The following is a 13,657-nucleotide window of genomic DNA, read 5'->3' as shown; positions in this document are numbered from 1 at the left end:
AATGACTTAGCCCATATTATTTTGGAGGAAAAACTCAACCCTGGCTGCCGGTAGAATTGCACCTTACGCTTAATTAACGGATTCTGTTTGAAGATTGCGAACGTTCGTTTTATAATATAAAAAATTGAAGATGCCTCAACGGTATAGATTAACAGCGAGGATTTACGATGTCATTTACGAAGGAGATTAGGTAGGTTGAAAAATAAATTCATCGAATACTCCATAAGCAAAAAAGGAGCGATTAAGGATTATCCCGTGGGACCCGATCCAATCGCGATAAAAATTGGAAATAAAATATTCGCTCTTTTTTATAAGGAAAAAGAGTACTTAATCCTCAAATGCGATCCTGTGTATGCGGAATACTTGAGAGAGAAGCATGAGGACGTCCTACCGGGGTACCATATGAACAAACAGCATTGGAATACAATTATTCTCGAGGGTTCTTTGCCGGAGTCGGATATCTTTGCAATGATTGACCAATCTTACGATTTGGTTGTCAAAGGTCTTCCTAAGAGAATCCGGGAGTCTATTTAGTTTTACAATAGTTGGATTGAAGAATAAATTTCATTGGTATTCATAAAGAATCATTACAGAAAGGCGAAAGTAGTGACTAAATGGAATCCTTCGTCTAAAGATAAGTACAACCAGTTACTTGAGAAAATTATGGGTTATATTTATACCTCCTTAGCCAACTAGCTTTGGAGTTTTTTTATTCTGGACGTCCTGTATACCGTGTCCTTAATGGAAAAATTAGTTTATAGAATGTTATGGTTCTTTCTCCTTTTTTTCTTTTATGATAGTTCCTGCTCAATAAGCAGCTTTATTTCTTTAGCAACTTAAAGAAATAAGTACACTTTTTAGTACTTGCATAATTTAATGGAAACGAAATGTTGAATTACCATGAAAATTAAATTCTAAAACAACAAGAAATGGCCATACTTAAATGGACGCAGTGTTCAATCAGTTTTTAAAAATTGGGGCGCGTCTGGTCTGTAATCTGGTTTTTTTGGGACTCAGAGGCTTCCAAAGTTCTTGAGTCTTCAAACTAATGCTGAACAATCCAACACTCTCTGCTTCAAACTAATCTTTAGCTAAATTAATGTACATTTCATTTCCGGTAAGTAACGCAAAAGAATATTATTTACCTAGGACCACCTTGGCCAGTTCAAAAATAAACGTGTAATTTTATTTTTCGTTAAATATGTAAGGCATCTAACATATTTTTTAAAGGATTTCAGGTATATTCCTAAATATAAGTAAAAACAATTTAGAGGAGGAATATATAATGCCATCAGTGAAATTCAATATCGAATCGGCATCTCAAAAGGTAACAACACAAGTAAAGGCAGGAGCTCATACATTTTATGTAGACGAGCCAAAAAACTTAGGTGGAAGTGATAAGGGGGCAAATCCGTTAAATACACTGTTAGGCTCTCTTGCAGGCTGTGAAAACGCTATTGCCAACATGGTTGCAAAGGAAATGAAGTTTAATTTAAATGGAATCGACTTCAAAATTGAAGGAGTTTTAGATCCAAGAGGTTTAAGGGGAGATGTATCCGTAAAGCAATACTTCCAGACCCTTACAATTGAAGCACTTGTTGATACTGACGAATCTGACGATAGAGTTCAAGAACTTAAGGAAAAGACAGATTCAAGATGCCCAGTATTTAATATTTTAAAGGATACAAACTTTATTAAGATTCAATCCACTTGGAGAAGAAAATAATCTTAAGTTTAGGCAAGGAACCCTGTTTGTACGGAGAGGTTTATTGTCCCAATGAAGAAAAAAAGGTTACGCTAACTAGGGATATATTAACTATAATGGAGGTCTGTTTATGTCAGTACAATATGAATTAGCTACGTTTGCAGGTGGCTGTTTTTGGTGTATGGTTCAACCCTTTGATGAGTTACCAGGTATTAAAAAAGTTGTGTCTGGCTATACAGGTGGGCATAAAGAGAACCCAACTTATAATGATGTGTGCTCTAATACAACTGGTCATTATGAGGCAGTTCAAATTACGTTCGACCCAACCGTTTTTCCGTACGAGAAGCTATTAGAGCTTTTCTGGCAGCAAATTGATCCTACCGATGCTCATGGTCAGTTTGGTGATCGAGGAGAGTCATACAAAACTGCTATTTTTTATCATACAGAGGAGCAAAAGCGACTAGCCGAAGAATCAAAGCAGAAATTAGAAGAAAGTAAAAGGTTTTCAAAGCCAATTGTGACAGAAGTTAAAGAGGCGTCTGTGTTTTATCCTGCAGAAGAATATCATCAGCACTATTATAAAAAGAATTCCTTTCATTATAACCGATATAAGGAAGGATCAGGGCGAGCAGGTTTTATTCGAGAAAACTGGAAGAAGCATCAGGCTGAAAACATCAAGAAGCTTAATCCTATTCAATATCGTGTCACACAAGAAAACGGAACTGAACCACCCTTTCAAAATGAATTCTGGGATCATAAAGATGAAGGGATTTATGTCGATATTGTTTCTGGCAAACCATTATTTAGTTCTCTTGATAAATTTGATTCTGGCTGTGGGTGGCCAAGCTTCACAAAGCCAATCGAGCAACAAGAAGTAATGGAAAAACTTGACACTTCCCATGGGATGAGACGGATAGAAGTAAGAAGCAACTCAGCAGATTCTCATTTAGGACACGTATTTGATGACGGTCCACGTGATAAAGGCGGGCTTCGGTATTGTATCAACTCTGCTGCCCTTAAATTTATTCCAAAAGATAAACTACAGGAAGAGGGCTACGAGGAATATCTTGGTTTGTTTCAATAGAAATCTAAAGTCTTTGGGGGTTTCTCCAAGGGCTTTCTCATTACAAGGCCAATCTTTAAGCTAGGTAGCAGTTTAAAATGTAAAGTGAAAGAGCGACATCTCCAAACTTAAACTCTGCCCAAGGTTACTGCTATATTAATTCCCATTTCCAAAGTTGAAGTAAAAAAGCAGAGCATAAATCATTAAAATAGAAAAGAATAGGATCGAATAATCAAGATATTACCAGCATCGTAATCAATGGTACCTAAATAAGATGACACCGGGGCTATACTGGGTCCATTTACTAGTAGCGTAAATCAGATATTATATCAGAATTTTCATTTATCAATAATCATATTTCAAACTTGAAGCAATACTTTTAGAAATTTCCACAAATTTTAAAGCGCTTTGAGAAAGCTGAATATTCTGTTTGTGTGCAATACCGACGTATCTAACATACAACTCATTAATTTTTTTCGAATAAGGGTATTAGGTGCATGGATTAAAATCGAATTCGGTACGATTGAAATACCTAAATTTTCATTTACCATCATTCTTTGTTTGTTATTTAGCTGCTCAATTTTCAGGTATAGGGAAAACCATTTATTCATTCTCAGGTTTTAATATAACATGGGGAACCATTATTATAGCCGTAATCATTATTGCATATTCTTGTATGGGTGGATTTATGTCTGTCGTTTGGACAGATACGATTCAAAGCTTTTTAATGCTTGCTTCGTTCATTATCGTGCCTATTGCAGCTTTCATGGAAATAAAAAATCAAGGATTAAGTATTTCAACTGAGCTTGCGAATATGGGAAATGGTGCAGATAGCTGGGTTGGAGGCTAAAATGGGATTGACTTAGGGGCTATGCTTTTTACAAACCTTTCCTGGTTCTTTGGCTGGTTAGGTGGTCAGCCTCAATTAAGCTCTCGTTTTATGGCCATCTCAACGGAAAAAGAGCGTACTACAGGCCGTAATATGGCAATTATTTGGACGCTGATTGTCTATATTGGTGCCTTTTTATCAGCGATTTTCGCTTCGACTTTATACAAACAAGCCACGATCGATGATCCAGAGGTGATTTTACCTCACATGGTATTCGATATCTTACCTCCATGGGTTGCAGGAATTATCGTTGCAGGAATTTTAGCAGCAATTATGTCTACTGCGTCATCACAGCTAATAGTGATTACAACTTCTATTAGTGAAGATATTATTCACAAAACATTACGTTGGAATATCTCAAGCAGAAAGTTGGTTCATCTTTCACGTCTTATAGCGGTTATTAGTGGTATTGTGGGCATAATTATTTCGCTAAAATCTGGCTCTGTTATTTATAGTCTTGTATCCTTTGCATGGGCAGGTATCGGAAATACATTTTCTGTTATTATCTTATTAATTTTTTTCTGGAAGCGTATTTCAGGTAGGGGTGTTATCTCAACGATTATTGTCGGTTTTGTCAGTGCTATCGTTTGGCCGCTTTCATCGCTTGAGTCGATTTTAACAGCAAAGGCTACAACGTTCTTTATTTGCTTAATCGCTGGTATTGTATTCTCTTTAATTTATCCTGATACAGTAAAAGAGACACAGCCTAAATTAGTAAAAGCTTAATATGGACTGTTATTTTCTTATACAATAGGGCTTGTATAGAAAGAGTGGATTTTAAATTTATCAAGACCGGTTCTGGTGAAAACACTAAGACAAATTGAACTAAGTTGTAGGTCCACTTTTAGATAACTACTTAGGTGGTTATCCTGAACAGTCTTTGTATGAATTCCACTTTATTTCGGACAGACTACACCCCTTGATAAAGTTTCGAAACTTAATTATCACCTCAAGATTTTCTTACTACTAATATAAGAACTTGATCAGGATATGGTAATCAAGTTAAAATTGTGAAAATTGATGTCGACCAAAGCCAAGATACAGTTAATAAATTTGGTGTAATGAGCATCCCGACTCTATTAGTGAGAAAGAAGGCGAAGTATAGATACACTTGTTGGTTATAGACCAGCGGAAGCTCTTGAAGAAGCACTCATTAAACACATCTAAACAGCAAAATCATCCGGAAAAGTAACCACTATATGTGGTCACTTTTCCTTTTTTTATATTCTACCAGTTAGAGATTTCAAACATTATCTGTAAGGTACATGACATTTTTCTTTCGTGGTTTCCTCTATACTCAAATTGTAAGGATGATTCATGATTACGACGAAAAGGAGAGGAAATACAATGAAGCACATGATGAATGTAACAGAGCATATTCGAGCAGTTGTAAAAGAAGCTCAAATAGAATTATTCTTTAAAGATGAAAAGATAGAAACGATCTCCATTTCTCCTGATAAGCAGTGAAATTTAGCGCTGCATCAAGATTATGTGATGGAAAATGGGGAGATCTTTAAATATATGAACCTCATACAAGCAGTTCAACCTAAAGCATATGTCGAAGGCTGTGACCTTGGCTGGTGCTAAAATTTCTTTAAGGAGGCAGATACTATGAATGTACAATTTTCGGATAAAGCAGTTGAGAGATTAAACCAGGAGCCTGCCATTGCTTATCAATTGAATCCTAGTCTGGGTGGCTGCTCCATTGGAGCGGATTGGGTGACATTTGTCGGGATGAAGGAGCTAAGTTCAGAGATGGAACAACAACTCCTTTCTACAAACTTTAAGCCGGTTTTATTGGGACATAAGTCAGACCATTTATTTGATGAAGACTTAGTAGTGGATTATAATCCAAGTAAGTCCACGTTTATCTTAAAAAGTAACAGTCAAATCTATACGGCGTATATGAAATTAGAATATAGAAATTAAGAATGATACAAATCAAGTATCTTGCCATGTAAGATTGCCTTGATTTGTATTTTTTTAGGAGTGATTTAATTGGATACAGTGACGTTCGGTATGGGCTGTTTCTGGGGACCTGAGTCACGTTTTGGCCACCACCCTGGAGTCATCAGAACAAGAGTCGGGTATGCGGGAGGTAAAGAAGGTCAGCCTACCTCCAAAAACAGTTTAGATTATACAGAGGCTTTACACATCCAATATGATTCAAATCAACTTAATTTAGATCAGATCTTGACTCAATTTTTTGAGCAGCATAATACAACGAGATCTCCTCGCTCGATTAAGTATCGTTCTGTTCTATTTTATCAAAGCGACGAACAAAAGGATAAAATGCTTCAAAAAGTAAAACACATCAAGCAGCTTCATGGTTGCTGCTATACCGCTGTAGAGCCTCTTGACACTTTTTACGAAGCAGAAATCCGTCATCAAAAGTATTATCTTCAAAGATGGAAGCCAGTTTATGAAAAGTGGCAGCAGCTTGAAGGAAAGGAATTCCTAGTTGATTCAACCCTAGCAGCCAGGTTAAATGGCCTTTCAAAAGACTGTGGGTCACTTCAAGAGCTGATGCTGGAATTTTCGGATTCAGGCTACCATACTCTTTGGTCAGTGATCGAAGAACTGTCAATGGAGACGAAAAATCAAGCACGTGAAGCGTGTGATATAGTATGCAAGAGGTAAATGAAAAGCAGCCTGAACTAGGGCTGCTATAGTTTTATAGGCTTCTTAAAGCACGTAAAATATGGCTCAATGCAAGACATGAAGTTTGTATTTACATCCTTAAACCGGTTCTCAACAGTTTCATCTATCATAAACGTAGCCTGTACTGGTAAAATCGAGTTTGCTTTCCCATTGAAGGATTCGAAATCTAAGCGAATCTTTTCATAAGTACCTTTTAAATAATAAAAAGCCTACCAAGAGATCCTACCCGATATACAGGAGCTATGCGTACAGCCTTTGGCAATCAGTCCACAAACACCGGGCGATACACTATCCATGCAAGAGAAATCGAATTAGATTAAATTGTCGATTACAGAAAGGGCACCGAGATCCGTTGTAAAACGTTATCACTACCGGACCTTTTCCTGCTCTTCATATAAATAAATGTCCTCGCTATGATGATTTTTTAATGTGTAGTCCTTTGCTTTCTCGCCTTCTGCAATCCAATTTACTAACCCTGATTCCTTTCCTCTTTTATGGAACGCGTTCAAATACCTGCATCGCCTCAAATGGGCTAAGCCGCTTGGATTCTAGAGGTAACACCTAATTCAGAATTTAAACTCAAGTTTGATTTTCCTTTCATATTGGATAATTTTATTATGTCTCCTACTCTTGAAAAAAATATAAGACCCCTTACATTTACTTTTAAGCTTTTTGTGTAAAATAATGAACAGTAATATGAAGTCAATTTGTATTCAGTTGATAAGACAACTAATGAAGAAAGGAAGAGTGAGTAGGATATGACTTTATATATTTTGCCAAGCTGTTGTAAATGTGAGGAAGTGATAAAGCTATTTTCCAAGCTAAGAATAGATGTGACAGTGATTAATATTTTTGATAACCTAGATATAGGGAAGTCACTAACGTTAGACAAAGGGCTACCAGTGCTAGAGCTGAATGACGAATGGTTAGATTATGAGATGATTATTAAACGATATAAAAGTGAGGGTTAGACATGGATAAATTAATGCTTCTTTCGCAGATTAATATATTTGATGAGCTTCCAAAAGAAGAATTAAAAAAATTAGATCAAGTAACATTAACGGCTCCTATTAAAAAGGGGACGATCATTCTAAGTCCAACTCAACAGCTGAGGTCGCTATTTTTCTTGAAAAAAGGGCAGGTTCGTCTATACAAAGTATCTTCTACTGGAAAGGAATTCACGGTTGATCTTTTAAGTGAGGGAAATGTGTTTGGAGAAACATCAAGCTTTTCATTAACAGAGTCTGAAATTTATGCAGAAACGATGGTCGATTCGTTTGTGTGCACATTAACAAAGGATCAATTTGAGGATTTTATCCGTCAAAACCCATCTATTGCCATCAATCTCATTACCATTTTGACTTCAAAGCTTAAAGAAATGTATCAAATTACCGAAAGTATTGCTTATAAAGATGTAAAGTATCGAATTGTTCTTCTTCTCATGCAGTTAAGTAACCGCTTTGGTGTGAGAAGTGGGGAGTGGCAAACGGTCGAGGTAAAAATTACTCAACATGATATTGCCAGTATGATCGGCTCTTCAAGAGAAACGGTCAGTTTATTTTTAAGCGAGTTAGAGAAGGAAGAAGTGATTAAGAAGAAGCCTTTAAAAATTAATACAGCCTTGGCTAAGGAATTATATGAGGTGCATGAGGGCTAATTGTGTTCATTGCATATCACTAAACGCAAAGGGGATACCTCTGCGTTTTCTTATGTGCTCCAGGCATGGGTGCAGTCTATAGGTTGCAAGTCCTGAGACATGGAGGCATGTTACATAACATTTGATATTAAAACAGGTTTTGCAATTAATTATTAAAGGGTTTAGTTCATTTAATTTAGAAGAATTTACTGTATCTGATTAAAATTTTGAGTATAATGGAGATACGGCAAGTCGGTAAAGGGCAGCGGCCATTCCCTTGTAGAAAGGGGGTGACGCTGGTGATTACAATAGCAGACGCACTAGGGTAAATGATAGCATTCGCTTCCCTCATCGTTGCAGTAATCGCGGTTACGAAAGGAAAAGAGTAGCCCCCTCTTACCCCCGACCAAGGCGTTAAGAAAATGGTTACTCTTTTTTTGAGCTAACAGTCAACTTATACCGCTAAAAGTCGCTGCTCTTTATGCAGTTTGCTGTGCTGAAAGGTCACTGGTTCCCGCCAGTGGCCTTTTTTTATTTTGTCTTAATATATCTCTATTATACCCACAGTTTTTAAATTAAACAATAATTTTGAACGATATTATCTGAGATTGCCGAGGCAGATGTGCCAGTTATTTCTTTCATACATAACAATTACTGCATTCCCTTCACCATAATTATATTGGTGAGGGCCGCTGACCAATATACGTAATACAATACATTTTCTTTTAAAAAAACTGCTTATTTAGACTAGTATTCGGGAGTTTCTTCAAATATTTCAAAGGAGCAAAAATCTCGATTGGAATTTTTCGAACCACACATCCAAAAGTGTAGTATAAAATTTCCATTCATTCTATCAAAAGGTTACAGGCAGCTTTTTCTTTCGTTTTAAAATGAGTGAGTTGAATAAATGGGATAAAGGATACACAAGTTATCCGAAAAAAGGTTAAGTAAGGAAGATTTGACAAATTATAAGTGAAAGGAGGATTTGAGATGAAATTTACTATTCGTATTTTCTTCAGGGAAAACTTTAATAATTCAATATTCGAAAAAGAGCTGAAAAAATCTTTTGAGGAAATCAGTGTATCTGTTACAAGTATTAATTTTAATCAATATGAGGAAAAATACATACATAATAGAAGGAATTTTATTGAGATAAATGTTGAAGTTAAAGGGGACTATTTCGATCACAGAACCATTTTTGGTTGTGTATTTTTAGTAATAGATGACCTTTCTTTAAATTTATCTGGAATAGATATAAATGAATAACAGGCTTACCTAAATGCTTTTGATTCTAAACTTCACCTAATATAAATTGTTTTTAATGGAGGAAATTATGAAAGAATTTATTATTTCATATATAGAAGATAATGAAATTGGTGGTCATAAAAAGGAAATCCTCGTTGTGGGCGAAGACTTTCAATCATGCTATGAAGAGCATATTCAAAAATATCCAACCATGGTAGGGATTGTTCAGCAATATGATGAAGAGCACGAAACCATAAATTTTCTCCGCCCTAAGAATATCCAAATAGAAAAAGTAACTGACGAAATCTTCGAGGAAGAAGAGAAAAAAGAGAATTTTATGATGGATGATATATATCCACATTTCGGACTGAAGTGTTGACCATTTTGTCAATGCTCCATAATTCATATCAAAAATTATCAAAAAACAGGTTGCAAAGTTTGGTCTATTCTGAAGACATAAAAATCCAACTGAGCATGAGTAACTATTTGCTTTAAATAAACAACTATTTCTTACGGTTCCGAGAATATATCTTTTAGTGGATAACTTTGGAGTTGTGAGTAATTATGACCAATCTTTATAAAAGTTACCCTTTCTCCATAACAGTTCTAAAAATTCTATTTAAATTATCTAATATCACTCTAAAATAAATATAAAAAATCTTGCCATAATGTAAATGTCCCCTATAAGTAGACATTCAAAAAAACCTTCAATTTACCATGGAGGAGAGAATGCTACTTGGAGGGGAATTTTTCTATGTTATGAAAGGACAAACTTTTAATAAGTACTCGGAGGAGTTTATACATAATACCGTCATGAAATATGTGAATGGGTCTAAGAGTTATAAAGTGTTGGCAGAAGTTGGGGAATCCGTCACTGCAGCCAGCTTAAAGTGTGATAAGAAATGGAAAGATGGAGTACCGTTTGATGAGAGTAGAGGAGTCTCTTACCTCTAAATGGTAGGACTAAATTCAAGTCGGTTGAAGAGGAAAGAGACTTTAATAACGAAATAGTAAGTTGGGAGCCATCTAAGAGAAATGATCTAGAAATTGTGTTTAAATACAGTAGAAAAATGGACAAAAAAAAGACATAGCTGGAGCCGGCCAAGGCTTCCAGTATACGTCAAAGCTATACAGCAGCCGATTAGAGGATTACGGCATCAAAGGCAGCCACTCGCGAAAAGGAAGCTACCTGGACAATGCCTATATAGAATCGTTATTCTCACACCTCAAAAACGAAAGCCTATATAAAAGTGTAAGTCAGAACAATAAGTAGAGCAAGCTCTTGAGGATTACATCTACAATTACAAACAAAGACAAAAGAAACTAAAGAAGCGCGCGCCGATTGAATATCGACACACGCTCACTGCTTAGCTTTTTACGTTATCTATTTGATGGGACAAGAACATAATGGTGAGCTTTTTTTATATGGAAATTTTTATGTAATAAATGACCTAGGGTGCAACTTCTTTATTATTTATGCTCTTCAGTTAGATGAACATAAGAATTATTGGATATAGTTCCTTGCCAACAATTTAAACACTTTTTGTTTCTATTCCATTAATGGAGTAACTTACACTAATAGTTGCGCTTAATGAATGGGCCACTGAACAATATTTATCTACTGAAAGCTGGATGGCACGAACAACTTTCTCTTCAGGAAGGTCACCTTCTAATGCATAACGAATGTGAATTTCTGTGAATTTTTTTGGGTGATCGTCTGCCCGCTGACCTTCCACATCCATGTAAAATTTAGTAGGGTCCAATCGCATTTTTGTTAAAATAGAGATAATATCAATACCTGTACAGCCTGCTACTGCATTAAGGAGTAGTTCAGTGGGTCTTGCCCCACTATTTGATCCCCCTACTTCTTCCGCAGCATCCATTTTTATTTCATGACCGGATGGTGTTATACTCGAAAATGCCATTTTGTTATTCCAATCTAATTTGATCTTCATTGTTTTCATCCTCCGCTTTCTTCTTATAAATATATGTAGTCAGTATAACCGATTCTAATAATATTTCCAGTTAGATATATTTTAAAATGTTTATTCATAAAAAAATACCTCCATGACAATATATGAAGATTTGGGAAAATTTATTGGTTTTACGAAGATGATCATCCTTTATATATTAAATTTTCAATAGGCTTAAATATAAACAGCTAATATATGCTTTCTAGTTATTCCTCAATGGGAAGCTTTTCTATAGCAAGGAAAAAGCCGTTCGTAAAGGAGGCGTTTAGGAATGTTCTTTTCTTGTATGGCATACAATAATCAATAATTTAAGGCCGATGGTTCCTTAACGTAGGAAAATTTGTCTATCTTCATGTCGAAATTTGTTTGGCGTATCTTTTCCGCTTTTGTTGGTTTGACCCCAACTTTAAGTGGTAGTGTTTCTTTTCGCATCTGTGTGAGAAGAAGCTGCCTTGAGGTGCCGTCAGCAATGCAAGAGCGCATCCGGATTGGAATCTTTGCACATTTCGCCAGGTTCTTGCGTCGCGCCAAATCCCTAATTCTTCTATGCTGGCGAGATGAATCACCAAAGCTTCCTGATTAATCAGCACTTGTTCAGTCTGATATACTAACAGATCAAACTACATCTTCAAAGGCATTTTCAATCATCATTGAGTCAGAAATGATTCGATTACGAGTTTCTTCTCCCTTTTTCGTTAACCGCCGGCTTGATTTCATTCCCACAAATTGATTATCTATACTTTTATTATAATAAAAGTGGAGTTGACAATCCAAAAAAAATATTGATATGATTGTTTCTGTAAAAAATGGATTGTTTATTCCAAAAAAAGACCAAAGGGCATTAGACCATGATGGTTAAAAGAACAAATAAATCAGGGGTATAACCAACATTTTGTCATAAAACCCACTTTAATACAATAAATGGAAAATAAAAGCTGATATTCCCAACGCTAAGGAGATATCAGCATGATTTTTATATCTTTAAAGGTCGTAGTTCATTTGATTTTGGTACTTTTTTCGAATCAAATGAATATTCACCAAGTAAATTTATATGTTCCCAACCCAATGGGGAAATGTGAGGTAATAAATCCTCTTTTAATAGGCCCTTTTCTTTTAATATCTTTGTAGCCTCTGCGAGATAAACGGTATTCCAAACTGTAATAGCATTTATAAGAATATTTAATGCACTAGCTCGTTGAAGTTGATCTTGCAATCCTCTTTCCGGTAACTCTCCACGTTTACCAAAGAATAAGGCTCTTGCCAATCCATTCATAGCTTCACCCTTATTTAATCCCCTTTGGATACGCCGGCGTAATGTTTCATTAGAAATATAGTCTAATATAAAGATTGTCTTTTCAATTCTGCCCATCCACGCAATGCTGTTGCCATTTTATTTTGGCGAGAATAAGATCCTAACTTTCCTAAAATAAGTGAAGCTGATACTTTACCTTCCCGTATGGAATGTGCTAATCGTAAGACATCATCATAGTTATCTTGAATAACCTTAATGTTGATTTTTCCTCGTAGAATGCTTTCAATCTTTAAATATTCATTGGATTTATCCATGACATAAAGTTTAGAGTCAGATAGATCTCGCATTCTAGGAGCAAAGACAAAACGCGGATTTGGTATATACGTTATCCAGGTTTTGACGTCAGGATCCATATTATATAACTGAAGTTGAAAGTTTTCTCTAAGACAAATTTGAATTTAATATACATTTTTCTTTGGTTTGAGTGAATAGTAAATAAGAGTATGCATAAAGGAGATGTTTAAAAAGTGGAACATGTTAAAGGAAATACAATGAAATTATGTTTTGAGGCGGCAAGATTTTGTGAAAAAACATACGCTGCGTCATTGGATTCAGAGGACACCAAACTCATTCGGTATTTAAGGGATTGTGCTGATTTGTGTTATACTTGCGGCAAATTTTGCGCACGCGACAGTGAATTTATGGGTGCCCTCGCCAAAGCTTGTTCGGATGTTTGTATTAAATGCGCTGAAATTTGTGAAACTAGGGATATCGAAATTGCCAAATAATGTGCTGAAGCTTGTCGACAAGCTTCATAAAAAACGGATTTATATTGTTACAATGAATCCAAATTAAATTATCAAATTAGTGTAAAGAATGCATTTGGAGAACTGGAACCATTTGTGCATTTCAAGATTTATGAAACGGATAAAGGGTTTGATGTTAACATCCCTTATAGGGGTTCCAGTACGTAAACATTCACTAAGTAAATTTCGATATGAAAATGTAACGTTAATTTTACAAGTTGGACCCCTTGAATGAGAAAAAATAGCAACGTTTAATTGCCGATAATAACTTTATATAAAATAGGCAGAAAAGAAAATGTTATTCTTATTCCGATCGGTCCCTTCATTAGAAACGCGTCTTTTCGTGTTTCTGGCCATTTAATTAAATAAGATTGAAGTCAAAGGAGTCACTCAAACAAGAGTGGCTCTTTTGTTTAGAAATATAATC

Annotated in this window: 14 protein-coding genes and 2 pseudogenes; 13 read left to right on the top strand and 3 right to left on the bottom strand. The window is 35.6% G+C overall.

The genetic code is table 11. The annotated features are described in order from the left end of the window. The first annotated feature begins 195 nt into the window (after nt 1-195). From ACYH0O_RS12965 to ACYH0O_RS12935, 7 genes and pseudogenes are all read left to right on the top strand, one after another. Complete coding sequence (locus tag ACYH0O_RS12965; RefSeq protein WP_482629048.1) at nt 196-534, top strand: MmcQ/YjbR family DNA-binding protein; 339 nt, start codon at nt 196-198, stop codon at nt 532-534. A 751-nt stretch (nt 535-1,285) separates the two neighbouring features. After that, on the top strand, nt 1,286-1,726 hold the full coding sequence (locus ACYH0O_RS12960) for an OsmC family protein (RefSeq protein WP_482629047.1): 441 nt from the start codon (nt 1,286-1,288) through the stop codon (nt 1,724-1,726). Between the two features lie 109 nt (nt 1,727-1,835). Further along, the gene (gene msrB, locus ACYH0O_RS12955) at nt 1,836-2,789 is read left to right on the top strand and encodes a peptide-methionine (R)-S-oxide reductase MsrB (protein ID WP_482629046.1); all 954 of its coding nucleotides are present in this window, start codon (nt 1,836-1,838) and stop codon (nt 2,787-2,789) included. 472 nt (nt 2,790-3,261) lie between these two features. After that, nucleotides 3,262-4,383, top strand: a pseudogene (locus ACYH0O_RS12950) (sodium:solute symporter family transporter). Between the two features lie 284 nt (nt 4,384-4,667). Beyond that, on the top strand, nt 4,668-4,781 hold the full coding sequence (locus ACYH0O_RS12945) for a hypothetical protein (protein ID WP_482629045.1): 114 nt from the start codon (nt 4,668-4,670) through the stop codon (nt 4,779-4,781). Between the two features lie 487 nt (nt 4,782-5,268). Beyond that, nucleotides 5,269-5,586 carry an iron-sulfur cluster biosynthesis family protein gene (locus ACYH0O_RS12940; protein WP_482629044.1) on the top strand — a complete coding sequence of 106 codons (318 nt, stop codon included), beginning with the start codon at nt 5,269-5,271 and terminating at the stop codon, nt 5,584-5,586. A gap of 78 nt (nt 5,587-5,664) precedes the next feature. Further along, a complete protein-coding gene (locus ACYH0O_RS12935) occupies nt 5,665-6,297 on the top strand; it encodes a peptide-methionine (S)-S-oxide reductase (RefSeq protein WP_482632564.1) in 633 nt (210 codons plus the stop codon). A 389-nt stretch (nt 6,298-6,686) separates the two neighbouring features. On the opposite strand, the gene ACYH0O_RS12930 is transcribed toward ACYH0O_RS12935, so the two are convergent. Beyond that, nucleotides 6,687-6,827, bottom strand: a complete 141-nt coding sequence (locus ACYH0O_RS12930) for a hypothetical protein (RefSeq protein ID WP_482629043.1) — start codon at nt 6,825-6,827, stop codon at nt 6,687-6,689. 249 nt (nt 6,828-7,076) lie between these two features. On the opposite strand from ACYH0O_RS12930, the gene ACYH0O_RS12925 reads away from it, so the two are divergent. From ACYH0O_RS12925 to ACYH0O_RS12905, 5 genes are all read left to right on the top strand, one after another. Next, nucleotides 7,077-7,289, top strand: a complete 213-nt coding sequence (locus ACYH0O_RS12925) for a glutaredoxin domain-containing protein (protein ID WP_482629042.1) — start codon at nt 7,077-7,079, stop codon at nt 7,287-7,289. 2 nt (nt 7,290-7,291) lie between these two features. Beyond that, nucleotides 7,292-7,975 carry a Crp/Fnr family transcriptional regulator gene (locus tag ACYH0O_RS12920; protein WP_482629041.1) on the top strand — a complete coding sequence of 228 codons (684 nt, stop codon included), beginning with the start codon at nt 7,292-7,294 and terminating at the stop codon, nt 7,973-7,975. Nucleotides 7,976-8,944: 969 nt separating this feature from the next. Beyond that, nucleotides 8,945-9,220, top strand: coding sequence for a hypothetical protein (locus tag ACYH0O_RS12915; RefSeq protein WP_482629040.1), 276 nt, complete (start codon nt 8,945-8,947; stop codon nt 9,218-9,220). A 67-nt stretch (nt 9,221-9,287) separates the two neighbouring features. Then, a complete protein-coding gene (locus tag ACYH0O_RS12910; protein WP_482629039.1) occupies nt 9,288-9,578 on the top strand; it encodes a hypothetical protein in 291 nt (96 codons plus the stop codon). A gap of 350 nt (nt 9,579-9,928) precedes the next feature. Then, complete coding sequence (locus ACYH0O_RS12905; protein WP_482629038.1) at nt 9,929-10,153, top strand: hypothetical protein; 225 nt, start codon at nt 9,929-9,931, stop codon at nt 10,151-10,153. Between the two features lie 578 nt (nt 10,154-10,731). Here the strand turns inward: ACYH0O_RS12905 and ACYH0O_RS12900 are convergent. Then, nucleotides 10,732-11,154 carry an OsmC family protein gene (locus tag ACYH0O_RS12900; RefSeq protein WP_482629037.1) on the bottom strand — a complete coding sequence of 141 codons (423 nt, stop codon included), beginning with the start codon at nt 11,152-11,154 and terminating at the stop codon, nt 10,732-10,734. Between the two features lie 991 nt (nt 11,155-12,145). Then, nucleotides 12,146-12,789, bottom strand: a pseudogene (locus ACYH0O_RS12895) (Tn3 family transposase); the annotation flags it as partial. A 162-nt stretch (nt 12,790-12,951) separates the two neighbouring features. On the opposite strand from ACYH0O_RS12895, the gene ACYH0O_RS12890 reads away from it, so the two are divergent. Next, nucleotides 12,952-13,212: a four-helix bundle copper-binding protein gene (locus ACYH0O_RS12890; RefSeq protein WP_482629036.1), complete on the top strand. Its 261-nt coding sequence runs from the start codon at nt 12,952-12,954 to the stop codon at nt 13,210-13,212. Nucleotides 13,213-13,657: the final 445 nt, after the last annotated feature.

It is taken from the genome of Rossellomorea sp. H136, assembly GCF_056838065.1.
The sequence above is the reverse complement of the archived record's forward strand: the minus strand, read 5'-3'. Positions and strand labels throughout refer to the sequence as shown.